Annotated in this window: 23 protein-coding genes; 17 read left to right on the forward strand and 6 right to left on the reverse strand. The window is 70.0% G+C overall.

Annotated features, from left to right (window positions below; translation table 11 throughout):
• Nucleotides 1-3: 3 nt before the first annotated feature.
• From mqo to AWC24_RS15835, 4 genes are all read left to right on the forward strand, one after another.
• Nucleotides 4-1,458 carry a malate dehydrogenase (quinone) gene (mqo, locus tag AWC24_RS15820; protein WP_085086495.1) on the forward strand — a complete coding sequence of 485 codons (1,455 nt, stop codon included), beginning with the start codon at nucleotides 4-6 and terminating at the stop codon, nucleotides 1,456-1,458.
• A gap of 9 nt (nucleotides 1,459-1,467) precedes the next feature.
• Entirely contained in the window at nucleotides 1,468-2,685 is a 1,218-nt protein-coding gene (gene cobA, locus AWC24_RS15825) for a uroporphyrinogen-III C-methyltransferase (RefSeq protein WP_085086498.1), read from the forward strand.
• Between the two features lie 33 nt (nucleotides 2,686-2,718).
• Nucleotides 2,719-4,299 carry an MFS transporter gene (locus tag AWC24_RS15830; protein WP_085086500.1) on the forward strand — a complete coding sequence of 527 codons (1,581 nt, stop codon included), beginning with the start codon at nucleotides 2,719-2,721 and terminating at the stop codon, nucleotides 4,297-4,299.
• 71 nt (nucleotides 4,300-4,370) lie between these two features.
• Nucleotides 4,371-6,128 carry a proline--tRNA ligase gene (locus AWC24_RS15835; protein ID WP_085086502.1) on the forward strand — a complete coding sequence of 586 codons (1,758 nt, stop codon included), beginning with the start codon at nucleotides 4,371-4,373 and terminating at the stop codon, nucleotides 6,126-6,128.
• 29 nt (nucleotides 6,129-6,157) lie between these two features.
• On the opposite strand, the gene AWC24_RS15840 is transcribed toward AWC24_RS15835, so the two are convergent.
• On the reverse strand, nucleotides 6,158-6,616 hold the full coding sequence (locus tag AWC24_RS15840) for a ferritin-like domain-containing protein (protein ID WP_085086504.1): 459 nt from the start codon (nucleotides 6,614-6,616) through the stop codon (nucleotides 6,158-6,160).
• Entirely contained in the window at nucleotides 6,613-7,140 is a 528-nt protein-coding gene (locus AWC24_RS15845; RefSeq protein WP_085087113.1) for a hypothetical protein, read from the reverse strand. The genes AWC24_RS15840 and AWC24_RS15845 overlap by 4 nt, the downstream gene beginning before the upstream one ends.
• A gap of 183 nt (nucleotides 7,141-7,323) precedes the next feature.
• On the opposite strand from AWC24_RS15845, the gene rimP reads away from it, so the two are divergent.
• The 8 genes from rimP to AWC24_RS15885 all read left to right on the forward strand — a co-directional run bounded on the left by rimP (nucleotide 7,324) and on the right by AWC24_RS15885 (nucleotide 15,599).
• Complete coding sequence (gene rimP, locus AWC24_RS15850; protein WP_085087115.1) at nucleotides 7,324-7,857, forward strand: ribosome maturation factor RimP; 534 nt, start codon at nucleotides 7,324-7,326, stop codon at nucleotides 7,855-7,857.
• A complete protein-coding gene (gene nusA, locus AWC24_RS15855) occupies nucleotides 7,854-8,897 on the forward strand; it encodes a transcription termination factor NusA (RefSeq protein WP_085086506.1) in 1,044 nt (347 codons plus the stop codon). Before rimP ends, nusA begins: the two co-directional genes overlap by 4 nt.
• A gap of 186 nt (nucleotides 8,898-9,083) precedes the next feature.
• A complete protein-coding gene (locus AWC24_RS15860; protein ID WP_407663441.1) occupies nucleotides 9,084-9,338 on the forward strand; it encodes a DUF448 domain-containing protein in 255 nt (84 codons plus the stop codon).
• A gap of 66 nt (nucleotides 9,339-9,404) precedes the next feature.
• Complete coding sequence (infB, locus tag AWC24_RS15865) at nucleotides 9,405-12,143, forward strand: translation initiation factor IF-2 (RefSeq protein WP_085086511.1); 2,739 nt, start codon at nucleotides 9,405-9,407, stop codon at nucleotides 12,141-12,143.
• A gap of 11 nt (nucleotides 12,144-12,154) precedes the next feature.
• Nucleotides 12,155-12,634 (forward strand): 30S ribosome-binding factor RbfA, encoded by a 480-nt coding sequence (gene rbfA, locus AWC24_RS15870; protein ID WP_085086513.1) that lies wholly within the window; start codon nucleotides 12,155-12,157, stop codon nucleotides 12,632-12,634.
• A gap of 10 nt (nucleotides 12,635-12,644) precedes the next feature.
• Nucleotides 12,645-13,613: a DHH family phosphoesterase gene (locus AWC24_RS15875; protein ID WP_085087117.1), complete on the forward strand. Its 969-nt coding sequence runs from the start codon at nucleotides 12,645-12,647 to the stop codon at nucleotides 13,611-13,613.
• A gap of 94 nt (nucleotides 13,614-13,707) precedes the next feature.
• Nucleotides 13,708-15,027 carry an MATE family efflux transporter gene (locus AWC24_RS15880; RefSeq protein WP_085086515.1) on the forward strand — a complete coding sequence of 440 codons (1,320 nt, stop codon included), beginning with the start codon at nucleotides 13,708-13,710 and terminating at the stop codon, nucleotides 15,025-15,027.
• An 11-nt stretch (nucleotides 15,028-15,038) separates the two neighbouring features.
• Entirely contained in the window at nucleotides 15,039-15,599 is a 561-nt protein-coding gene (locus tag AWC24_RS15885) for a sugar O-acetyltransferase (RefSeq protein WP_085086517.1), read from the forward strand.
• A 61-nt stretch (nucleotides 15,600-15,660) separates the two neighbouring features.
• On the opposite strand, the gene AWC24_RS15890 is transcribed toward AWC24_RS15885, so the two are convergent.
• Nucleotides 15,661-16,431, reverse strand: a complete 771-nt coding sequence (locus AWC24_RS15890; RefSeq protein WP_085086519.1) for an enoyl-CoA hydratase — start codon at nucleotides 16,429-16,431, stop codon at nucleotides 15,661-15,663.
• Between the two features lie 33 nt (nucleotides 16,432-16,464).
• Here AWC24_RS15890 and AWC24_RS15895 point away from each other — a divergent pair, with 33 nt between their 5' ends.
• Nucleotides 16,465-17,016 (forward strand): DUF1802 family protein, encoded by a 552-nt coding sequence (locus AWC24_RS15895; RefSeq protein WP_085086521.1) that lies wholly within the window; start codon nucleotides 16,465-16,467, stop codon nucleotides 17,014-17,016.
• Between the two features lie 37 nt (nucleotides 17,017-17,053).
• Here AWC24_RS15895 and AWC24_RS15900 read toward each other — a convergent pair whose 3' ends face one another.
• Nucleotides 17,054-18,760 carry a CocE/NonD family hydrolase gene (locus AWC24_RS15900; RefSeq protein ID WP_085086523.1) on the reverse strand — a complete coding sequence of 569 codons (1,707 nt, stop codon included), beginning with the start codon at nucleotides 18,758-18,760 and terminating at the stop codon, nucleotides 17,054-17,056.
• Nucleotides 18,761-18,765: 5 nt separating this feature from the next.
• Nucleotides 18,766-19,356, reverse strand: a complete 591-nt coding sequence (locus tag AWC24_RS15905; RefSeq protein ID WP_085086525.1) for a DUF3558 domain-containing protein — start codon at nucleotides 19,354-19,356, stop codon at nucleotides 18,766-18,768.
• A gap of 133 nt (nucleotides 19,357-19,489) precedes the next feature.
• Here AWC24_RS15905 and pptH point away from each other — a divergent pair, with 133 nt between their 5' ends.
• From pptH to truB, 3 genes are read left to right on the forward strand one after another with little or no spacing between them, the layout of a single operon-like run.
• Nucleotides 19,490-20,455 (forward strand): ACP phosphodiesterase PptH, encoded by a 966-nt coding sequence (gene pptH, locus AWC24_RS15910; RefSeq protein ID WP_085086527.1) that lies wholly within the window; start codon nucleotides 19,490-19,492, stop codon nucleotides 20,453-20,455.
• Nucleotides 20,452-21,117 carry a 4'-phosphopantetheinyl transferase PptT gene (pptT, locus tag AWC24_RS15915; RefSeq protein ID WP_085086529.1) on the forward strand — a complete coding sequence of 222 codons (666 nt, stop codon included), beginning with the start codon at nucleotides 20,452-20,454 and terminating at the stop codon, nucleotides 21,115-21,117. The genes pptH and pptT overlap by 4 nt, the downstream gene beginning before the upstream one ends.
• Nucleotides 21,114-21,998, forward strand: coding sequence for a tRNA pseudouridine(55) synthase TruB (truB, locus tag AWC24_RS15920; RefSeq protein ID WP_085086531.1), 885 nt, complete (start codon nucleotides 21,114-21,116; stop codon nucleotides 21,996-21,998). Before pptT ends, truB begins: the two co-directional genes overlap by 4 nt.
• 7 nt (nucleotides 21,999-22,005) lie before the next feature.
• Here the strand turns inward: truB and AWC24_RS15925 are convergent, their stop codons facing one another.
• On the reverse strand, nucleotides 22,006-22,911 hold the full coding sequence (locus AWC24_RS15925) for an alpha/beta hydrolase (protein WP_085086533.1): 906 nt from the start codon (nucleotides 22,909-22,911) through the stop codon (nucleotides 22,006-22,008).
• 63 nt (nucleotides 22,912-22,974) lie between these two features.
• On the opposite strand from AWC24_RS15925, the gene AWC24_RS15930 reads away from it, so the two are divergent.
• Nucleotides 22,975-24,237: an ATP-grasp domain-containing protein gene (locus AWC24_RS15930; RefSeq protein ID WP_234807394.1), complete on the forward strand. Its 1,263-nt coding sequence runs from the start codon at nucleotides 22,975-22,977 to the stop codon at nucleotides 24,235-24,237.
• The last annotated feature ends 4 nt before the right edge of the window (nucleotides 24,238-24,241 follow it).

The raw sequence follows: 24,241 nt of genomic DNA on the forward strand, positions 1-24,241 counted from the left end.
AACGTGTCCAAACCGCTTCAGACGGATATGGCGCTGATCGGTGCGGGCATCATGAGTGCCACGCTGGGGGCGATACTGCGCCGGCTGGAGCCGGCGGCCTCGATCACCGTGATCGAGCGATTGGACACCGCCGCTGGCGAGAGCAGCGCCCCCTGGAACAACGCCGGCACCGGCCATGCCGGCCTGTGCGAGCTGTTCTACCCGCCGGAGAAGGCGATCCGCGTCAACGAGCAATTCCAGGTGACCCGCCAGTTCTGGGCCTACGCGGTGCAGCACGGGCTGCTGGGCCGGCCACGTGACTTCGTGCACCCGGTTCCGCACGTCAGCTTCGCCCACGGCGCCGACGGCGTCGATCGGCTGCGTCGCCGGCACCGCGAGCTGGCCGGGAACCCGCTGTTCGCCGGAGCCGAGTTCATCACCGACTTCGATGAGTTCGCGGCGCGACTGCCACTGATGGCGGCCGGCCGCAATCCCGGCGAACCGGTGGCGCTGGACTGGTCGCCCGACGGCACCGACGTCGACTTCGGCGCGCTGGCCGGGCAACTGATCGGCTTTTGCGTGCGCCACGGCACCGAGATGCTGTTCGGTCACGAGGTGCGCGCGATCCGCCGGGAGCCCGACGGTGGCTGGATGCTGGGCCTCGTCGATCGCCGCACCGGCGAAAGGCGAAGGCTCAAAGCCAAATTCGTATTCGTCGGGGCGGGGGGTGCCACTCTGGGACTGCTTCAGCGCTCCGGTATCCCCGAGATCCGGGGCTTCGGCGGATTCCCGATCGGCGGGGTGTTCCTGCGCAGCGGGGTTCCGGAACTGACCGCCGCCCACCGCGCCAAGGTGTACGGCTTCCCGGCGCCGGGTGCGCCCGCGACGACGGCCCCGCACCTGGACGCCAGGGTGGTCGAGGGCGCGGCGTGGCTGCTGTTCGGGCCGTTCGCGGGCTGGTCGCCGAGATTCCTCAAGCACGGCCGGGCCACGGATCTGCCCCGATCGCTGCGGGTGGGCAACGCGGCGTCACTGCTGGGGGCCGGGGTCCGGGAGCGGAAACTGGTCGGCTACCTCCTCGGCCAGCTGCGGCGACGTCCCGTCGCGCGGCTGGCCGCGCTGCGCGAGTTCGTCCCCGATGCGCTCGGCGAGCACTGGTCACCGATCCGGGCCGGCCAGCGGGTGCAGGTGATCCGGCGTGGCCGTCTGGAATTCGACACCACGATCGTGCATGCCGCCGACGGCGCCATCGCGGGCCTGCTGGGCGCCTCGCCGGGAGCGTCGACCGCGGTGTCGGCCACGCTCGAGGTGCTGGCGCGCTGCTTCCCGAGCCGGTTCGCGGGCTGGCTGCCGACGTTGACGGAGATGGTGCCGTCGCTGGGTGTGCGGCTCGGCGAGGAGCCCGCCCTGTTCGAGCAGGTGCGGGAGTGGGGGACCCGACAGCTCGAGCTGCGTCCGGCATCCGGCGGCCAGCCTTAGAGTTGTCGGGTGATCGAGAACCCATATCTGGTCGGGCTGCGGCTGGCCGGACGCAAGGTCGTCGTGGTGGGCGCGGGAGGCGTCGCACAGCGGCGGCTGCCGTTGTTGGTGGACAGCGGCGCCCAGGTGGTGGTGATCGCCCCCAGCGCAACGCCGGCGGTCGAGGCGTTGGGGGAGCGCAAGCCCGGCATCACGTTGGTGTCGCGGGCGTACCGGGACGGCGATCTGGCCGATGCCTGGTACGCGGTTGCGGCCACCGATGACCCGGACGTCAACGCCGCCGTGGTCGCCGAGGCCGACCGTCGACAAATCTTCTGTGTGCGTGCTGATCTCGCCGTGGAGGGATCAGCGGTCACCCCGGCGACCTTCAGCTACGCCGGCCTGTCGGTGGGGGTGCTGGCCGGCGGCGAGCACAACCGGTCGGCGGCGATCCGGTCGGCGATCCGGGAGGCGCTGCAGTCCGGTCTGATCGCCATGGACATCGAGGCGACCTCCGACGTGGTCCGCGGCGGCGTGGCCCTGGTGGGCGGCGGCCCCGGCGACCCGGAGCTGATCACGGTGCGCGGGCGGCGCATGCTGTTGCACGCCGACGTCGTGGTGGCCGACCGGCTCGCCCCGCCCGAACTGCTCGCCGAACTGCCGCCGCACGTCGAAGTCATCGACGCCGCCAAGATCCCCTACGGCCGGGCGATGGCCCAGGACGCCATCAACGCGCTGATGATCGAACGCGCCGCGGCCGGCAAGTTCGTGGTGCGGCTCAAAGGCGGCGACCCGTTCGTGTTCGCGCGCGGGTACGAAGAAGTCCTGGCCTGCGCCGACGCCGGGATTCCGGTGACGGTGGTGCCGGGTGTGACCAGTGCCATAGCGGTGCCGGCGCAGGCCGGGGTTCCGGTCACGCACCGTGCGGTGAACCACGAATTCGTGGTGGTCAGCGGCCATCTTGCGCCCGACGACCCGGAATCGTTAGTGAATTGGGATGCACTGGCCGCGATGCGCGGCACCATCGTGCTGCTGATGGCCGTCGAACGTATCGAGCAATTCAGCGCGGTACTGCAAAAAGGCGGCCGACCTGCGGATACACCGGTGTTGGTGGTTCAGCACGGGACCACGCCCGCGCAGCACACGCTCCGAGCCACGCTGGCCGACGCGCCCGAGAAGATCCGCGCGGAGGGCATCCGACCTCCTGCGATCGTCGTTATCGGGGCGGTCGCGGGCTTCGGGGTTTAAACATCTCTTAATATTACTGTAGGGTAGCCGGTTATGACTGCTCTCGATGATGCAGGACGGGCGAGCGCGCAGTGGCCGGCAGACGCTGCCGGGTCGGCTTCCCCGACTCGTCAGGGCTCGGACATCGTTAGCCGCACGAGCAGGTATATCTCATCCATGCTGCCCTCTCGCCGATTCATCTACGCCGTCATCGCCATCGGGGGCATGCAACTGCTGGCCACGATGGACAGCACCATCGCGATCGTCGCGCTTCCCAAGATCCAGAACGACCTCGGCCTGTCCGACGCCGGCCGCGGCTGGGTGATCAGCGCCTACGTGCTGACCTTCGGCGGCTTGATGCTGCTCGGCGGTCGGCTCGGCGACACCATCGGCCGCAAACGCACCTTCATCAGCGGCGTCGCGCTGTTCACCATCGCCTCGGTGCTGTGCGCGGCGGCCTGGGACGCCCCCACGCTGGTGATCGCCCGGCTGCTGCAGGGTGTCGGGTCGGCCATCGCCTCGCCGACCGCGCTGGCGCTGATCGCCACCACGTTCCCGAAGGGGCCGGCCCGCAACGCGGCCACCGCGGTGTTCGGCGCCATGACCGCCATCGGTTCGGTGATGGGTCTGGTGGCCGGCGGCGCGCTGACCGAGGTGTCGTGGCGGCTGGCGTTCGGCATCAACGTGCCGATCGGCCTGCTGATGATCTACCTGGCCCGCACCGCGCTGACCGAGACCCAGCGCGAGCGGATGAAGCTGGATGCGGGCGGCGCGCTGCTGGCGACCCTGGGCTGCACCGCCGCGGTGTTCGCGTTCACGATCGGTCCCGAGAAGGGCTGGATCTCGGTGATCACCATCGGCTCCGGGGTGCTGGCCGTGGTTGCGCTGCTGGCCTTCGCGCTGGTGGAACGCACCGCCGAGAACCCGGTGGTGCCGTTCAGCCTGTTCCGGGACCGCAACCGGGTGGCCACGTTCGCGGCCATCTTCCTGGCCGGTGGTGTGCTGTTCACCGTGACCGTGACCATCGGGCTGTACGTTCAGGATCTGATGGGCTACTCGGCGTTGCGCGCCGGCGTCGGCTTCATCCCGTTCGTCATCGGGCTGGGCGTCGGTCTCGGGGTGTCGTCGCAGCTGGTCCGGTTGTTCCCGCCGCGGCTTCTGGTGATCGCCGGCGGCGTAGTGGTGCTGGGGGCGATGGTCTACGGCTCGACCGTCGACCGCGACATCGCCTACTTCCCGAACTTCGTGACGCTGATCGTGCTCGGCGGCCTTGGCATGGGCGTGATCGTGGTGCCGTTGACCCTGTCGGCGATCGCCGGCGTGGGCTTCGACCAGATCGGACCGACCTCGGCGATCGCGCTGATGCTGCAGAACCTCGGCGGCCCGATCGTGCTGGCGGTCATCCAGGCCGTCATCACCTCGCGCACGCTGTATCTGGGCGGCACCAACATGCCGGTCAAAACCATGAACCCCACCCAGATCGCCGCGCTGGACGCCGGCTACACCTACGGCCTGCTGTGGGTGGCCGGGGTGGCGGTGCTGGTCGGCGCCATCTCGCTGCTGATCGGCTACTCGGCCAAACAGGTCGCGCATGCCCAGGAGGCCCAGGACGCGTTCGGCGCCGGCAACCTGTAACTGCCCGCGGGTCCACCGCGACAAGGGTGCTTCGCGGAGCGCCCGCGATGGAGAAGTTAGGCTCTCGGCCTGTGATCACCCGGATGTCCGAACTGTTCCTGCGCACGCTGCGCGACGACCCCGCCGATGCCGAAGTCCCCAGCCACAAGCTGCTGATCCGGGCCGGCTACATCCGGCCGATCGCACCCGGCCTCTACAGCTGGCTGCCGCTGGGGCTGCGGGTGCTGCGCAACATCGAGAAGGTGGTGCGCGAGGAGATGAACGCCATCGGCGGACAGGAGATCCTGTTCCCCGCGCTGCTGCCGCGTGCGCCGTACGAGACCACCAACCGTTGGACGGAGTACGGCGAGGGCCTGTTCCGGCTGAAGGACCGCCGCGACAACGACTACCTGCTCGGCCCCACCCACGAGGAACTGTTCACCCTGACGGTCAAGGGGGAGTACAGCTCCTACAAGGACTTTCCGCTGACGCTCTACCAGATCCAGACCAAGTATCGCGATGAGGCGCGGCCGCGCGCCGGCATCCTGCGCGGCCGCGAGTTCGTGATGAAGGACTCCTACTCCTTCGACGTCGACGACACCGGCCTGGCCGCCGCCTACGACGCGCACCGGGTGGCCTATCAGCGGATCTTCGACCGGCTGGGCGTGCGCTACGTGATCGTCTCGGCGGTCTCCGGGGCGATGGGCGGATCGGCCTCCGAGGAATTCCTCGCCGAGAGCGAGGTCGGCGAAGACACCTTCGTGCGCTGCCCGGAGTCCGGCTACGCCGCCAACGTCGAGGCGGTGATCACCGCCCGCCCGCAGCCGCAGCCGATCGAGGGCCTGCCGGAGCCGCAGGTGCACGACACCGGCAACACCCCGACCATCGCCACCTTGGTGGACTGGGCCAACGGCGCCGACCTGGGCCGCAGCGTCACCGCCGCCGACACCCTGAAGAACGTGCTGCTCAAAGTGCGCTTACCGGGCGGGGAATGGCAGCTGCTGGGTATCGGGCTGCCCGGCGACAGGGAGGTCGACGAGAAGCGGCTGGGTGCGGCGCTCGAGCCGGCCGAGTACGCACTGCTGTCCGATGACGATTTCGCCGAGCACCCGTTCCTGGTCAAGGGCTACATCGGCCCGAAAGCACTGCAGGACAACGGTGTCCGTTACCTGGTCGACCCCCGCGTGGTGGACGGCACCAGCTGGATCACCGGTGCCGACGCCCCCGGGAAGCACGTCGTCGGGCTGGTGGCCGGGCGTGACTTCACCGCCGACGGCACCATCGAAGCCGCCGAGGTCCGCGACGGTGACCCGTCTCCGGACGGAGCGGGCACGCTGGTCAGTGCCCGCGGCATCGAGATCGCCCACATCTTCTCCCTCGGTCGCAAATACACCGACGCGTTCGCCGCCGACGTGCTCGGCGAGGACGGCCGGCCGGTGCGGCTGACGATGGGCTCCTACGGGGTCGGGGTGTCGCGGCTGGTCGCGGTCATCGCCGAACAACAGCACGACGAACTGGGTCTGCGCTGGCCGGCGCAGGTGGCGCCGTTCGACGTGCACTTGGTGGTCGCCAACAAGGACGACGCCGCCCGCGCCGGCGCCACACAACTGGCCGCCGAGCTCGACCGGCTCGGCCTGGAGGTGTTGTTCGACGACCGGCAGGCATCGCCGGGGGTGAAGTTCAAAGACGCCGAGCTGCTCGGCGTGCCGTGGATCGTCGTGCTCGGACGCGGCTGGGCCGACGGGGTCGTCGAACTGCGGGACCGCTGCTCCGGGCAGACCCGCGAGCTGTCGATCGGCGCCGACCTGGCCGGGCAGGTCCGCGCGGCCGTCCGCGGGGAAGCCGGCTGACCCGGCGGTCGCCATCGGAAAGGTCGCGCTCAGTCCTGGCCGCCGGGGAACGCCCGGGTGATCGGCCAGTTCCCCAACGCCCGGTTCCAGTGCGCGGCCAATACCGCACTTTGGCCGAGCGCGGTCGCGGCGAACTCGCGATCCGCGGGTTCGCGGGCCTGCTCGACGACCGCGCGCCAGGCGGTCGCGGTGTCGTTCTCCATCCGGACTGCCAGCCGCAGCGCGTCGTCAGACGTGGTCAGCGGCATGGGCAACTGATAGCCGGCGGCGGGTTGCGGGACCGGAACGGAGCGAGCGGCCAGCATGGCGATGGTGCGATCCCGGCGCTCGCGGTGCTGACGGATCGTGGGAACCACCAGGTCGTTGAGCTCCGGCAGGGAGTACGCCGACACCAGCCCGTAGCCGTAGACGACGCCGTACTCGGTGGCCAGCGCATCGCACAGGGCGGCGTCGGGCGCGCTGAGCGGACTGGGCTCGGCTGAGGTCATGACTGCACCACCAATGCGACGGCGTAGGAGGCCGTGCAGGCCGCCGCCACCGAGGCAAGCAGCCCGGCTCGGTATCCCGTGGCCGTGGCGGCCAAGCGGCCGGCGCTGTCGGCCGCCGCACGCAGTGCGCTGACCACCTCGGATACCGTCGGATCCCGCCCGTCCGGCACCTCGGCCGGTGTGGTGGTCGCGGCGGCTTCCGGTGCCGGCCGCCGCGCCGCCCGGGCGATCTCGGCGGCCAGCGCACGGGCGTGTTCGGCCCGCTCGAGCGACACCTGGTCCAGCGCCGCGGCCAGCGTCTGCGCATCGGGGTCGGCTGCTCGCGTCAGTGCCGCCCCCGCCGCGGCGGCCAGCTCACTGTCGTGCTGCGCCAGTTGCCGTTGCGCTTCCAGATCGTCGACAGCCGGTGGGGCCGGTGCCGAGCCGCAGGCCGGCGCCGCCAGGGCGATCAGGGCGACCACCCCGGCTCCGCTCAGCAGGCGCCGCCGGTCGATGGCGGTCAGTGGGCCGGACACCTGAGACATCCTGCCACCCCGGTGCCGCCGGACGGACGCGACGTCGCCGGTGGCGGGGCGATAGGGCACGGCCGGTGCTTTCGCCGGTTTGCTGTGGGTGCGCACACCACGGCGTATCGTTGGTGGCTGGTTCCCGGTGCGCCTGGCGCGGGGGAACGCGACGACCGGACAACTCAAGACGAGGAGCTCGCCGTGGCCACCGGGCTACCATCGCAAACACAGGTGATCGAGCTGCTCGACGCTGAGTTCAGCCGTGCCGGATACGAGATCGAAGACGTCGTGGTCGACGACCGTGCCCCGCTGCCGCGCATCACCGTGGTCGCCGATGGCGACACCCCACTGGACCTTGACACTGCCGCGGCGTTGTCGCGTTCGGCGTCGGATTTGCTCGACGGCCTGTCCTTCGACGGCCGATACGTGCTCGAGGTCAGCTCACCCGGCGTGCAGCGGCCGCTGACCGCCCCCAAGCATTTCCGGCGTGCGCACGGGCGCAAGATCGAGGTGACCTTGTCAGATGAGACCGCCGTGACCGGCCGGGTGGCCGACGTCGACGACGACGTTGTGACCCTGGTGGTGCGGGGCGGGCGGGACTGGGAGCGCCGCCGGATGCCGCTCAGCGACATCAAGCGCGCGGTGGTACAGGTCGAGTTCGCCGCGCCGAGTGCACGTGAGTTGGAGTTGACGGGCCGGCAGGCCCCCGATGCGGGAACGGAGGCCGACCGATGAATATCGATATGGCGGCGCTGCACGCGATCGAGGCCGACAAGGGCATCCCGGTCGAGGTGGTGGTGGAGACCATCAAGTCGGCGCTGCTCACCGCCTACCGGCATACCGAAGGGCACCAGGCCGACGCGGTCATCGACGTCGACCGCAAGTCCGGCATGGTTCGCGTGCTGGCCCGCGAGACCGACGCCGACGGCAACGTCATCAGCGAATACGACGACACGCCCGAGGGCTTCGGTCGTATCGCGGCGACCACCGCCCGTCAGGTGATCCTGCAGCGGCTGCGCGACGCCGAGAACGAGAAGGCCTACGGCGAGTTCTCGGCGCGGGAGGGCGACATCGTCGCCGGCGTCGTCCAGCGCGACGCCCGGGAGAACGCCCGCGGCGTCGTCGTGGTGCGACTGGGCACCGAGGCCAAAGGTTTCGACGGTGTCATCAGGCCCTCCGAGCAGGCGCCCGGCGAAGCCTACGAGCACGGTGACCGGCTGCGCTGCTATGTGATCGGCGTGACCCGCGGGCTGCGCGAACCGCGCATCGAACTGTCGCGCACCCACCCGAACCTGGTACGCAAGCTGTTCGCCCTGGAAGTGCCCGAGATCGCCGACGGGTCGGTGGAGATCGTCGCGGTCGCCCGGGAGCCCGGGCACCGGTCCAAGATCGCGGTGGCTTCGGGAGTCCCCGGGCTCAACGCCAAGGGCGCCTGCATCGGCCCGATGGGCCAGCGGGTCCGCAACGTGATGAGCGAGCTGGCCGGCGAGAAGATCGACATCATCGACTACGACGAGGATCCGGCCCGTTTCGTCGGCAACGCGTTGTCGCCGGCCAAGGTGATGTCGGTGACGGTGATCGACCAGACGGCCCGTGCCGCCCGGGTGGTCGTTCCCGACTTCCAGTTGTCGCTGGCCATCGGCAAGGAGGGCCAGAACGCCCGGCTGGCGGCCCGGCTCACCGGGTGGCGAATCGACATCCGCAGCGACACCCCCGAGCCCGGCGCCAACGGTGCCGAGCAGGAGGTCGGCCGAGGCGTGGCCCAGGAACATTAGGGGCGGCGCCCGGGCTTGAATCGGGTGGTTCGGGCGATCGCTGGTGTATGGGTAGACTGAGCCGTGATCCAGCGCGAGACTTCGGCAACCGCCTCGCGGACGCACCGCTCCCCGAAGGGACCGGTGCGCACGTGTGTCGGATGCCGGAAACGCGAGTTGGCCGTCGAGTTGCTTCGGGTGGTCGCTGTGTCAGGGAACGGCAACGAGGCCGTGACCGTTGACCGGGCGGGCAACCAGCCGGGACGGGGAGCATGGTTGCATCCCGCACCGGAGTGCATGCAAGCGGCGATCCGGCGACGAGCGTTCGCGCGCGCGCTGCGGATCAGCGGTTCCCCGGATGTGTCCGGGGTGGAGGAGTACTTCGATCAGCAGATCGGGCTCACCGCCCCGGCCAACAGAACAGGTAGCGAAGAACATGAGCACACCGTGAAGTCCCGATGACCATGCGTCATAGCTAAACCCGAGGCGCGGCCCACCACCGCTGTCGCCTCATAGACAGGAGATGTAGTGGCAAAGGCCCGCGTACACGAGTTGGCCAAGGAACTCGGTGTCACCAGCAAGGAAGTCCTCGCTCGCCTGAGCGAGCAGGGCGAATTCGTCAAGTCGGCCTCTTCGACCGTGGAAGCCCCCGTCGCGCGGCGGCTGCGCGAGTCGTTCGGCGGTGGCAAGGCCGCCGCGAAGAGCGAAGAGCCGGCCAAGGCGCCCGCCAAGTCCGCCGCCCCGGCCCCGCCGAAGGCCGCACCGGCGGCCTCGGACGGCGTGGCCGGCGTGACTGTCGAGGCCGTCAAGGCCCCGACTCCGGCAGCCCCCGCGGCGAAGCCGTCGGCTCCGCCCGCGCCCGCCGCCGAGGCCTCCGCGCCCGCGGCGCCGCCGGCGACCCCGCCGCAACCCGGCCCGTCGCCGGCGCCCGGCCCGCGGCCCGCAACCCCCGGGCCCAAGCCCGGCGCCCGGACCCCGCGCGTCGGCAACAACCCGTTCTCGTCGGCGCAGCCGGCCGAACGCGCCATCCCGCGTCCGCACCCGCAGGCGCCGCGGCCGGGTGCGCCCCGGCCCGGCATGCCGCGTCCCGGTGGCGGCGCAACACCGGGCAACATGCCCGGACGCAGTAACTTCGGCGCGCAGGGCCGCCCGGCGCGCCCCGGTGGCCCGCCGCGACCCGGCGGCGGTGGCCGCCCCGGTGGCCCCGGTGGCCGTCCGGGAGGTCCCGGCGGCGGTCCCGGCGGTAACTACCGCGGCGGACCCGGCGGCGGGGGTGCCCCCGGAGCGCCCGCGGGCGGCGGTTTTCGGGGCCGTCCCGGCGGCGGTGGCCGTCCCGGCCAGCGCGGTGGCGCGGCCGGCGCGTTCGGGCGTCCGGGCGGAGCACCGAAGCGGGGACGTAAGTCGAAGCGGGCGAAACGCGCCGAATACGAGAACATGCAGGCGCCGGTCGTCGGTGGCGTGCGGTTGCCGCACGGCAACGGCGAGACCATCCGGCTGGCCCGCGGTGCGTCGCTGAGCGACTTCGCCGAGAAGATCGACGCCAACCCGGCCGCGCTGGTGCAGGCGCTGTTCAACCTCGGTGAGATGGTCACCGCCACCCAGTCGGTCGGCGACGAGACCCTCGAGCTGCTCGGCAGCGAGATGAACTTCGTGGTGCAGGTCGTCTCGCCCGAGGACGAGGATCGCGAGCTGCTGGAGTCGTTCGACCTCTCCTACGGGGAAGACTCGGGCGACGAGGGCGATCTGCAGAGCCGCCCGCCGGTGGTGACCGTGATGGGTCACGTCGACCACGGCAAGACCCGACTGCTGGACACCATCCGCAAGGCCAACGTGCGCGAGGCCGAGGCCGGCGGCATCACCCAGCACATCGGCGCCTACCAGGTGGGCGTTGACTTCGACGGCTCCGAGCGGCTGATCACCTTCATCGACACCCCGGGTCACGAGGCGTTCACCGCCATGCGTGCCCGCGGCGCCAAGGCCACCGACATCGCCATCCTGGTGGTGGCCGCCGACGACGGTGTGATGCCGCAGACGGTGGAGGCGATCAACCACGCCCAGGCCGCCGATGTGCCGATCGTGGTGGCGGTCAACAAGATCGACAAGGAGGGCGCCGACCCGTCCAAGATCCGCGGCCAGCTCACCGAATACGGTTTGGTGCCGGAGGAATTCGGCGGTGAGACGCTGTTCGTCGACATCTCCGCCAAGCAGGGCACCAACATCGAGGCGCTGGAGGAGGCGGTGCTGCTGACCGCCGACGCAGCGCTGGACCTGCGGGCCAACCCCGACATGGAGGCCCAGGGTGTGGCGATCGAGGCGCACTTGGACCGCGGTCGCGGTCCGGTGGCCACGGTGCTGATCCAGCGTGGCACGCTGCGGGTCGGCGACTCGATCGTCGCCGGCGACGCCTACGGCCGGGTCCGGCGGATGGTCGACGAGCACGGCGACGATGTCGACGAGGCGCTCCCGTCGCGGCCCGTTCAGGTCGTCGGCTTCACCTCGGTGCCCGGGGCCGGTGACAACCTGCTGGTGGTCGACGAGGACCGGATCGCCCGCCAGATCGCCGACAAGCGCAATGCCCGCAAGCGCAACGCCCTGGCGGCGCGGTCGCGCAAGCGGATCTCGCTGGAGGACCTGGACTCGGCGCTGAAGGAAACCAGCCAGCTGAACCTGATCCTCAAGGGCGACAACGCCGGTACCGTGGAAGCGCTGGAAGAGGCCCTGATGGGCATCCAGATCGACGACGAGGTGCAGTTGCGGGTCATCGACCGCGGTGTCGGTGGCATCACCGAGACCAACGTCAACCTGGCATCGGCGTCGGACGCCATCATCATCGGGTTCAACGTGCGCGCCGAGGGCAAGGCCACCGAGCTGGCCAACCGCGACGGCGTGGAGATCCGCTACTACTCGATCATCTACCAGGCGATCGAGGAGATCGAGAGTGCGCTCAAGGGCATGCTCAAGCCCGTCTTCGAGGAGAAGGAGCTGGGGCGCGCCGAGATCCGCGCGATCTTCCGTTCCTCGAAGGTCGGCAACATCGCGGGTTGCCTGGTCACCTCCGGCATCATGCGCCGCAACGCCAAGGCGCGGCTGCTGCGCGATTCGGTGGTGGTCGCCGAGAACCTCACGGTCTCTTCGCTGCGCCGGGAGAAGGACGATGTCACCGAGGTCCGCGACGGCTACGAATGTGGTCTGACGCTGACCTACAGCGACATCAAGGAAGGCGACGTCGTCGAGACCTATGAGCTGGTGGAGAAGGCACGTGCCTAGGAGCGGTCATCATGGCTGATCCGGCCCGGGCGCGCCGGCTGGCCAAGCGGATCTCGACGATCGTCGCCTCGGCGATCGAGTACGAGATCAAGGATCCGCGGCTGGCCGGGGTGACGATCACCGATGCCAAGGTGACCGCCGACCTGCACGACGCCACCCTCTACTACACCGTGATGGGCCGGTCCCTGGAGGAGGACCCCGACTACGGCGGGGCGGCTGCCGCGCTGGAGGGCGCCAAGGGCGTGCTGCGCTCCAAAGTCGGCGCCGGAACCGGGGTGCGGTTCACCCCGACCCTGACGTTCGTCCGGGACACCGTGCCCGACGACGCGCACCGGATGTCGGAGTTGCTGGCCGCCGCGGCCGCCGCCGACGCGGACCTGGCCCGGATACGGGAAGGCAAGCAGCCGGTCGGGGACGCCAATCCCTACCGGGAGGCCCCCGGACAACCGGGCGCCGAAGACAGCGGTCACGGTGAGCGATCCGGCGACTGATCCGCCGGCTGTGGGTCGCCGTGTCGACGCCGCCGGGGCCGTGGAGCTACTGGCGGGCGCAGACACGCTGGCGGTGATCTGCCATGTGCATCCCGACGCCGACACGATCGGAGCCGGACTGGCGCTCGCGATGGTCCTCCGACGGCGCGGCAAGGCGGTCGAAGTGGGTTTCGCCCGCCCGGCAACCCTTCCGCAGTCGCTGCGGTCGTTGCCCGGCGGTGACCTGCTGGTCAGCCCGGAGGCGATGCGCCGCGATGTGGATCTGGTGGTGACGGTCGACGCCTCCAGCGCCGACCGGCTCGGCGACCTGGGGGAGCAGCTGACCACGGCCGGGCCGGAGGTACTGGTGATCGATCACCATGCCTCCAACCGGTTTTTCGGCACCGCCAATTTCGTTGACCCGTCAGCGGATTCGACGACGATGCTGGTGGCTGACCTGATCGACGCCTGGGGTGAGCCGATCGACGCCGACGTGGCCCATTGCCTGTATGCCGGGCTGGCCACCGACACCGGCTCGTTTCGGTGGGCCACTGCCCGCGCCTACCGGCTGGCGGCACGGCTGGTGGGCACCGGGGTGGACAACGCGGCGATCACCCGCACCGTCATGGACACTCACCCGTTCGACTGGTTGACGTTGCTGTCGCGGGTGCTGGCCGAGGCCCGGCTGCTGCCCGACGCGGTGCGCGGACGCGGGCTGGTCTATGCCGTGGTCGACAACGCCGAGTGGGCCGCGGCGCGGCCCGAGGAGGTGGAGAGCATCGTCGACATCGTGCGGACCACCCAGCAGGCCGAGGTGGCGGCGGTGTTCAAGGAGGTCGAGCCGGGCTGCTGGGCGGTGTCGATGCGTGCCAAGTCGGCGGTCGACCTGAGCGCGGTGGCCGTTTCCTTCGGCGGCGGCGGACATCGACTGGCCGCCGGGTACACGGCCACCGGTGCAGCGCAGGACGTGGTCGCCGCCCTGGTCACCGCGCTCGACTGATGGCTGTCCCTCCTCCCGGCGCGAGCGTGCGTGTCCCCGGTCGACATGCCGCGCCGAGAACCGTTTCCGCGCACGCTCGCCGAAGAATGTGCCCGTGACTGACAACGGTGGGCCGGCGGGCGCCCGCCAGATTACGGCGCTGGCGCTGCCGGCGCTGGTGGTGCTGGCCGCCGAGCCGCTGTATCTGCTGTTCGACACCGCGGTGGTGGGCCGGCTGGGTGCGCTGGGCCTGGCCGGGCTGGCCATCGGCGGGCTGATTCTGGGGCTGGTGGCCTCGCAGGCCACCTTCTTGTCCTACGGAACCACGGCGCGCTCGGCTCGGCACTTCGGTGCCGGCGACCGTGCCGCAGCGGTCGCCGAGGGGGCACAGGCGACCTGGCTGGCGCTGGGCCTGGGCGCACTGATCGTGGTCGTGGTGCAGGCCACCGCGGTGCCGCTGGTATCGGCCATCGCCGGCCGGGATGACATCGCCCGGGCCGCCTGCGAGTGGCTGCGGATTGCGATCCTGGGCGCTCCGGCGATCCTGGTGTCGCTGGCCGGCAACGGCTGGATGCGCGGAGTGCAGGACACCGTGCGACCGCCACGCTATGTCGTTGTGGGCTTTGCGCTTTCAGCGTTGCTGTGCCCGCTGCTGGTGTACGGCGGCCTCGGTCTGCCGCGCTGGGGGCTGCCCGGGTCGGCGGTGGCCAACTGTGCCGGCCAGTGGCTGGCCGCGCTGCTGTTCCTGCGCGCACTGCGTTCCGAGCGGATCCCACTGCGGATCGACGGCGCGGTGCTGCGCGCGCAGGTGTTGATGGGCCGGGACCTCATCGTGCGCTCGCTTGCCTTCCAGGCCTGTTTCGTCTCGGCGGCCGCGGTCGCGGCGCGATTCGGCGCCGCGGCGCTGGCCGCCCACCAGATCGTGCTGCAGCTGTGGACGTTTCTGGCGTTGGTGCTCGATTCGCTGGCCATCGCTGCGCAGGCCCTGGTGGGCGCGGCCCTGGGCGCCGGCGCGGCCGGGCAGGCCAGGTCGGTGGCCGCCCGGGTGACGGTGTTCTCGGCGGTCGCCGCCGCGGTGCTGGCCGCGCTGCTCGCCGCCGGGGCCACGGTGCTACCGGGAGTGTTCACCGACGACGCCGCGGTGCTGGCGTCGGTCGCGGTGCCTTGGTGGTTCCTGGTGGCCCAGTTGCCCATCGCCGGAGTCGTTTTCGCCCTCGACGGGGTGTTGTTGGGGGCCGGCGACGCCGCGTTCATGCGCACGGCCACCGTGATCAGCGCGCTGGCCGGCTTCCTGCCGCTGACCTGGCTGTCACTGATGCTGGACTGGGGACTGGCCGGGATCTGGTCCGGGCTGTCCACGTTCATCGTGCTGCGACTGGTATTCGTCGGGTGGCGGGCGCTTTCCGGACGATGGATGCGAGCCGGCCGGCCGTAGGATCGGCGGGCATGAGCGGTGAACGGGATCGGATGCTCAGCGGCGCGCCGTACCGCCCGGACGACCCCGGTCTGTTCGCCGACCGGCAGGCATGTCAGCGCTTGGTGGCCGCGTTCAACGACACCGGCGCGGACGAGGAAGACCGCCGCCGGGAACTACTGCGCGAACTGCTCGGCTCGTTCGGGGAGGCGTCGGTCATCATGCCGCAATTCTGTTGCGACTACGGCGGACACATCCACATCGGGGTCAACTGCTTCATCAACTACGACGCGATCCTGCTCGACTGCGCGCTCATCACCATCGGCGACCACGTGTCGATCGGTCCGCGCGCCCAACTGGTCACGGCGCTGCACCCGATCGGCGACGTCGCCGCCCGGCGCGACGGCTGGGAGTCGGCGGCGCCGATCACCATCGGCGACAACGTCTGGCTGGCGGCCGGTGTCATCGTCTGCCCGGGGGTGACGATCGGGGCCGATTCCGTCATCGGCGCAGGCAGCGTGGTGACCCGCGACATCCCGGCGGGTGTGTTCGCTGCCGGGAATCCCTGCCGGGTCATCCGCGCGATCAGCTAGGCCGTCGACGTTCGGCGGCGTCGACGGCTCGGTGCTGCTGGACCCGAGTGCCGTGTTGTTGTCACTGCAGCTGGGCGCGCCCGCGTTCCAGCACGGCCGCCCGGTTGGCGGCGACATCGGCGCTCGACACCGTGGACATCCACTGTCTGGCCGCCATCGCCTCGATCCACAGTCCGGTGGCGGTCTGCGACTCGTCGATGCGGTGATAGGAGGCGAGCAGCGCGCGTACGGCGGCCTGGTTGTTGCCGACGATGGACGCTGCCACCCGGCGCGCCGTCGGCAGCAGCTCGGCGTGCGGCACCACCTGCGTGACCAAGCCGGCCCGAAGCGCATCGGCGGCGTTGAGGTAATCGCCGGTCAGACTCATCCGGCGGGCCAGGCCCACCCCGACGCGTTGCGGCAGCCGCACACTCAGTCCCCAGCTGGGCATCAGACCGACCCGGGCGTGGGTGTCGGCGAAGCGCGCCTGTTCCGACGCGATCATGATGTCGCAGTACAGCGCCAGCTCCAGTCCACCGGTGACCGCCGCCCCGTTGATCGCGCCGATCACCGGCTTGGTCAGTACTGGCCACTGCGGTGAGATATCGGGCAGCGCAGGAGAAGCAGGAGAATCAGCAGCACTGAACTCCTTGAGGTCCAAGCCGGCGCAGAACACCGGGTCCGCGCCGGTCAGGATCATCACATCGACGCCGTCGTCGGCGTCGGCCTCGGCCAGCGCGCCGAAGACGGCGTCACGCAACGCTCGTGACAGCGCATTGCGGGCCTGCGGACGGTTGAGGGTCAGGGTGCGGATGCGGTCTTGCGTCTGGACCAGCAGGATGTCGTCGCTCACCGGTTCACCGTAGCCCCGACTACGCTGAGCGGCATGCGCGGTACGGCATTGAAGGAGTGGAGTGCCGTCGTCGCGGCACTGCTGGCCGGCCGGCAACGAATCCTGCTGCGCAAGGGCGGCATTCACGAGAAGCGGTTCGACGTCACCGCTGACGAGTTCCTGTTGTTTCCGACGGTGGCGCACAGCCACGCCGAGCGGGTCCGTGCCGAGCACCGTGACCTGATCGCCGCGGCGATCGCTGACTCCACCGCTGAGCAGGTGGTGGTGCGCGCTGCGGCGAAAGTCGTTGCGGCGCTGCCGGTCGAGCGGCCCGACGCGCTGGAGGAGATCGCCGACCTGCACATCTGGACCGCCGAATCGGTGCGCGCCGACCGGCTGGACTTTCGGCCCAGACACCGCTTGACGGCGCTGGTCGTCCAGGCGATCCCGCTGACCCGGCCGGTTCGGTTGCCGCGAACCCCCGACTATGCGGGCTGCTCCAGCTGGGTGCAGCTGCCGATCACTGCCGCCGAGCTGGATGCCCCGGTGTGCGGCGTCCAAGAGCTGGCGGCGATCACCGACCGGGTCCGGGAAACGGTCGGCTGAGCAGCAGGATCGACCAGCGGTCCCGATGATGCCGGATCTATTGGTCAAGGCCGCGGCCGACGTCCGCGGGCAGCAACAACCGTGAGTCGCCGAACCGCACGGTGTGCGTCGCCGTCTGCACCCGGGTGCCGCTGATCGGCGCTTCCCCGCTGCCGAGGTTCGCCGCGTAGCGCGGATGGCTGCCGCCGGCGATCAGCACCCGGATCCGGGACCCGGCGGCGAACCGGTGTGCGATGGCGTCCAACTCGATACGCACGCGGCCGGTGTGGTGGTGCAACCGGCGGTAGCCGTCGCTGACGTTGACCGACCGGCCTTTGCGGTCGACTTCACTGACCCGGACGAACAGGTCGACGTCCGGCACGTCGGAGCTGTGGTCCAACTCAAGTACCGGGGTCCCGGACACGTCGAGGTCGTCGGCCAATGCCGCGCTGGTGAAGCCGAGCACGTCGTCGCGACGGTGCAGCCGGGTGTCGTTGCGGTAGCCGCCGGCCGGCGACAGCAGGCGGCCCCCGATCGTGGGCGGAGGGTCGGTGGGGTCGAACCGGAACGAGGCCGCCGGGGCCGCCGGGCTCATGCGGCGGTCCCAGCTTCGCCTCTCCTCCGTCGAGCCTCGCTGAACCGCCGGGGCGGGTGCGCCGGGGGCGAGCCGGCCGCCGGGCTGCAGGTACCAGGCGTGGGTGGCCTCGGCAGGCGCCCAGTCCGGGCGGTCCTCCCAGCCCTTGCCGGCTCGAAAGATCCGCACCCGGCTCGGCCGCGGTGACGCGGTCGAGCGGCGCAGGTGAGTGTCCAGCCACTGCAACGACTCGGCGGTGACCCGGCTCAGGCCGGAGGTCAGCATCTGGGTGTGCGTCCACGGGCCGATCGTCATCGCCACATCGACGTTCCGGTCGCGCAACGCCCGATACTGGGCCAGGGTCTGATCCAGGAACAGGTCCTGCCAGCCGCTGAGCAGCAGCACCGGGACCCGCGAGTTCTCCAGCGCCGCCGGATGGCGCAGCCGATCCCAGAACGGGTCCTCGCGCTCGGGGTGTTCGACCCAGGATTCGTACCAGGGTGACCCGGTGCCCAGCAGCGCCCGGCCCGCGACGCCCAACGGCAGTCGGCCCGCGGCGCGCCGGACTTTGCGCTGGGCGGTGAGCTGATTGATTCCGGCCCGGATCCGCGGCCGGTCCTCCTGGTGGGCCATCATATGGCTCCAGCCCAAGAAGTCATTGAGTGCGAATGACCCTGCGCCCCACGTTGATTGGTACAGATCATGCGGGCCGACCGTGATGACGGCAGCAGCCAACTCCGGCGGTGGATCGCTCAGCAGCGCCCATTGGGTGAAGCCGAGATACGACAGCCCGATGGTGCCGAACGTGCCGGTGAACCATGGCTGGGTGCGCAGCCAGGCCACGGTGTCGGCGCCGTCGGCGGCTTCGTTGACCATCGGCTCGAAGTTCCCGCCCGAGCCGAAGGTGCCGCGGACACTCTGCAGGATCACCCGATAGCCGCGGCCGGCATACATCCGGGCGAACACCAGCGAGAACGGGAACCCGCGACCGTAGGGGCAGCGCACCAGCAGGGTGCCGACCGCGTCGCCGGCCGGCTGATAGCGCTCGGCGCGCAGCACCACGCCGTCGCGCATCGGGATCGCCTCCCGGTGCACGGTGTAGCCGGTGGTGGGCGCGGGCAGTCGCCGCAGCGCCCTGTTCAGGACAACATCGGTGAGGCGTGGGCCGGTGCGGCGGCGGTCCGTCGTCACCCGGATCAGTATTTGTAGTGCGGCGCCAGTTGGTGGGCGCGCATCAGGTTCTCGGTCTGGCAGTCGGTGTCGGGGTTGGAGTACACCGGCGAGTAGTACAGCGACTGCTGGATCAATCCGTAGCTGGTCTTGAACGCCACCATGCAGGAGAACCACCAGCGGTTGTTCCACTCGGTGGGCTTCATCACCCAGTACTGCGCCGCGCGGTGGCCGTTGATGTCCATCTCGATCGCGTCGGCCGGGATCGACTCGTCGTAGCTGCGCCACACGAACGTCTCGACGGCCATCTGGTAGTTGCCGGCGTCGAACTCGCAGCGCACACCCTCCACCGGCTTGGGCGGAGTGAAGGCGAGCCCCAGCTGGGCGATCACGTCGAACGGGATGTCCTCGCACGCGTCGAACGGGCGGGGATTGGTGAGGTTGACCGGCTTGCTGGAGGTGGGCGGCGGCGCCAGCGGCACGGCCGTGGAGCGCAACTGCACCCCGTGCGCCCCGGCTGCGTCTGCCCGGTCGCCGGGTGGCGTCTGCTGCCAGACCATCACGATGGCCATCGCCAGCGCGCTGAACGCCGTGGCAAGGCGCAGTTTGGTGAGCATGCCACTCCTCGCTTCCGCCGGACTTTCCCCGGGAGTGTACAAGTTGCGGCTCGGGCTACTGCAGCAAAAGCGAGAACACGTTCCAATTCGCCCTCCGCGGCCCGGCCGGAGGGGATCGCTAGGCTGGACGATCGTGACCACCCCCGAGCCGCGGGCCTCGCACGGACCGACCCTGTGGGCGATCTCCGACCTGCACACCGGCCATGTGGGAAACAAGCCGGTCACCGAGTCGCTGCACCCGGCGACCCCCGACGATTGGCTGATCGTTGCCGGCGACGTCGCAGAACGCACCGACGAGATCCGTTGGTCGCTGGACCTGTTGCGGAAACGGTTCGCCAAGGTGATCTGGGTGCCCGGCAACCACGAGTTGTGGACCACCACCAAGGACCCGATGCAGGTGTTCGGCCGGTCGCGCTATGACTACCTGGTCGACATGTGCGACCAGATGGGGGTCATCACCCCCGAGCACCCGTTCCCGCTCTGGACCGAGGAGGGCGGCCCGGCCACCATCGTGCCGATGTTCCTGCTGTACGACTACACGTTCCTGCCGGCGGGCGCGACCACCAAGGCCGAAGGTCTGGCTGTCGCGCGGGAGAACAACGTGGTGGCCACCGACGAGTTCCTGTTGTCCCCCGAGCCGTATGGCACCCGGGACGCCTGGTGCCGCGACCGGGTGGCGGCGACCCGCAAGCGGCTCGAGGACCTGGACTGGATGACACCGACCGTGCAGGTCAACCACTTCCCGATGGTGCGCCAGCCCTGCGATGCGCTGTTCTATCCGGAGTTCTCGTTGTGGTGCGGCACGGTCGAGACCGCCGACTGGCACACCCGCTACAACGCGAGCTGTTCGGTCTACGGCCACCTGCACATCCCGCGCACGACCTTCTACGACGGGGTGCGCTTCGAAGAGGTGTCGGTGGGCTACCCGCGGGAGTGGAAGCGACGCAGGCCGCATCGCTGGCTGCGCCAGGTGCTGCCCGATCCGCACTATCCGCCCGGATACCTCAACGAGTTCGGTGGCCACTTCGTCATCACCGACGAGATGCGCGCGGCGAGCGCGAAGTTCGCCGAACGGATTCGGCAGCGGCAGGCCCGATGAGCAGACTGTTGGACACGGTGCTCGAACCCACACAGTCGCTGGCCTGGGCCGAACGCTACGACGACCCGCCCGGCCTGGCCCCGTTGCCCGAGGAAGAGCCGCTGGTGGCGCGTTCGGTTGCCAAGCGCCGCAATGAGTTCGTCACGGTTCGCTACTGCGCCCGGCTGGCGCTCGAAGAACTCGGCCAGCCGCCGGTGCCGATCCTCAAGGGGGAGAAGGGCGAGCCGTGCTGGCCCGACGGGGTGGTCGGCAGCCTGACGCACTGTGCGGGCTTCCGCGGCGCGGTGGTGGGCCGCGACGCCGATGTGCGGTCGGTGGGCATCGACGCCGAACCGCACGATGTGCTGCCCGACGGGGTGCTGCCGGCGGTCAGTCTGCCCGCCGAACGTGCCGAGCTGGCCGCCCTGCCTGCCGGTCAGCACTGGGACCGGATCCTGTTCTGCGCCAAGGAGGCCACCTACAAGGTGTGGTTTCCGCTGACCAGGCGCTGGCTGGGCTTCGAGGACGCCCACATCACCTTCTCGCTGACCGGCCAGACGTCCGGTGCGTTCGTCTCCCGCATCCTCATCGACCCCGCGGCGCTGTCCGGACCGCCGCTGACCGAGCTGCGCGGGCGGTGGTCGGTCAGCGACGGGCTGGTGCTGACCGCGATCGTGCTGTGAGCGTGCCGCCCGGGCTGGTGGTCGTCGACAAACCGGCCGGAATCACCAGCCACGACGTGGTTTCCCGGTGCCGCAGACTCTTCGGCACCCGCAAGGTCGGCCACGCCGGCACGCTGGATCCGATGGCGACCGGGGTGCTGGTGATCGGCATCGAACGGGCCACCAAGATCCTGGGTCTGCTCACCACGTCGGCGAAGGGCTATGCCGCCACCATCCGGCTGGGTCAGACCACGTCCACCGAGGACGCCGAAGGCGAGGTGCTGCAGACGGTTTCAGCCGAGCACCTCACCGACTCGCTGATCGTCGAGGCGATCTCCGGCCTGCGCGGCGACATCCTGCAGGTGCCTTCGGCGGTCAGTGCCATCAAAGTCGCCGGCCAGCGGTCCTACCAGCTGGCCCGGGAGGGACGCGCGGTCGAACTGCCCGCCCGGCCGGTGCGTATCGATCGCTTCGAGCTACGCGAGGTCAGCCGGGTGGGGGACTTCATCGACCTGGGCGTCGAGGTGGACTGCTCGGCGGGCACCTACATCCGCGCGCTGGCCCGCGACCTCGGCGACGAACTGGGGGTGGGCGGGCACCTGACGGCGCTGCGCCGCACCCGCGCGGGCAGCTTCGGCCTGGATCAGGCCCGCACGCTCGATGAGCTGGGCGAGAACCCACGGCTGAGCTACAGCCTGAATGAGGCCTGCCTGCAGACCTTCCCGCGCCGGGATCTGACCGCCGACGAAGCGGTCGACGCCAGTCACGGGCGACCGTTGACCCCGGCGGGTATCACCGGCGTGTACGCGGCGACGGCGCCCGACGGCCGGGTGATCGCGCTGCTGGAGGATTCCGGCAAGCGGACCAAGTCGGTGGTGGTCATCCGGCCGGCGACGCTGTGAACTGGTCTCAGACCACCTCGGCGACGCGCTGCACGAACCGGCCCAGCTGTGCCCGGGCGCGGGAGCCCTCCGGAATGGGTTGCATCAGCCAGTTGTGGAACATCGCGTCGTACTCGTGGAAGTCGACCGGTACGCCGCGGGCGGTCGCCGCATCGCGTACCCGGCGGGCGTCCGGATTGAGAATGTCGCGGGTGCCGGTGAACACGGCCATCGGCGGGAAGCCGGTGAAGTCGGCGTGCACCGGACTGATGCCGGGATCATCGACGTCCTCCCCGTCGGCGTACCAGCGGCCGGCCTGGCGCAGCCCGGCGATGCCCAATTCCGGGTCGTGCGGGGAGATCTGCGCTGAGCGGGGGTCGGCCAACGCCATGTCCAGCCACGGTGAGATCAACCCCAGACCCGTCGGCAACCGCTCCCGTTGGTCGCGCAGCGCCCCCACCAGATCAAGGGTCAGCGCGCCGCCGGCCGAGTCGCCGGAGACGTATCGGGGGCCGTCGACGTCGGTCAGGAACCGGTCGTAGACGGCGTGCACACAGTCCCGAATCTGGCGATGGCCGGCCGATGGGCACAGCGGATAGATCGGGAACACCACGGTCGCATCGACGTGTTCGACCAGCCAGCGTAGGAAACGCCAGTGGTGCGGTTCGGGTTCTTCGACGAAGCCGCCGCCGTGCAGGTGCAGCACCCGGCGACTCCCCGGGCCGGATTGCGGCTCCAGCACGTAGCAGCGGGTCTGCCCGACGTGGGTTTCGCGCACCCGGACCCGGCGGCGCACCGCGTGGATCGGGCGGGTCTTGCGCGGGTCCTGGTGTTTGGGCAGCCGGGCGCGCATCACCGCCGCGTCGGCGTAGAAGCGTCTGCTGCGCATCGCGCGTAACGACATCGTGATCAGATGGGAGCGTAGCGAGGCCATGAGAACCGGTTACCCGGTTTGCTTCCGGCTACAACGGGCATCCCAGCGCATATGCCCAAAAACGTGTTCGTGTTAGGACTCAGTGATCAACAGCGCGGTGAGCTCGGCACCGTACGCGGCGCCGACGAACTACGCTTTCACGGCCTGCTCGACTACGACGAGCTGGTGGGCGCCGAACACTTCGAGCTCGGCTCGCTGCTCGACCGGGCGCGTGCCCAGCTCGACCGCTTTGCCAGCGTCGATGCGATCATCTCGCACTGGGACTTTCCCACCAGCGTGCTGGGGCCGGTGCTGGCGGCCGAGCGCGATATCGCGGCTCCGAGCCTGCTCAGCATCTTGGCATGCGAACACAAGTACTGGTCGCGGCTGGCGCAGCGCGAGTCCGTTCCCGAATGCGTGCCCGACTTCGCGGCGTTCGATCCCTTCGACGACGACGCGCTCGACACCATCGACGTGCCGTTCCCGTTCTGGATCAAACCGATCAAGTCGCACTCGTCGCAGCTGGGCTTCGAGATCCAGCGTCCCGAACAGTTCCGCGAGGCGCTGACCCAGATACGGGATGAGATCGGTCGTTACGGCGATGCCTTCGATGAGGCATTGCGGCTGGTCGAACTGCCCGACGACGTCGAGGGCGTGACCGGCACCGGATGCATCGCCGAACAGATCATCACCGGCGTCCAGGCAGCACCCGAGGGTTCGATGTATCGCGGGGAGTTCCTGGTGCACGGCATGTTCGACATGCACCGAGCCGCCGACGGGCACAGCTTCGACCGACTCGACTATCCGGCCGCGTCGATCAGTTCGGAGTTGCAGCAGCGCATGATCGACGTCACCGAACGCTATATCCGGCACGTCGGGTTCGACAACGGTTGCTTCAACGCCGAGTTCATGTGGGATGCCGACGCGGACAAGTTGTGGCTGATCGAGATCAACACCCGGATCTCGCAGTCCCACAGCGACTTGTTCGCGAAGGTCGACGGGATGTCGAACCATGAGTTCGCCATCGACGTCGCACTCGGCCGTCGCCCGCGACCGCACGCACGTAACGGAAAATTCGCGGTCGCCGCCAAATGTCAAGTGGGGCAGCCCGACGACGGTGTCATCAAAGCCATCCCGGATGACGCCGACATCGCCGCCGTCCGTGAGCGGTTCCCCGACACCCTGGTCGAGATCGAGGTCGCGGTCGGTGACCGGCTTTCGGAGCTGCCCAATCAGAATCCGTACCGCTACCAGTTGGCCACGCTGTACATGGGCGCCGACGACACCGCCGCGCTGGCCGAGAACTTCGAGAGCGCCCAGTCCATGTTGCCGTTCGAAATCAGCTGAGCAG

The sequence above is a fragment of the Mycolicibacter senuensis genome (assembly GCF_002101885.1).
Lineage (GTDB): Bacteria > Actinomycetota > Actinomycetes > Mycobacteriales > Mycobacteriaceae > Mycobacterium > Mycobacterium senuense.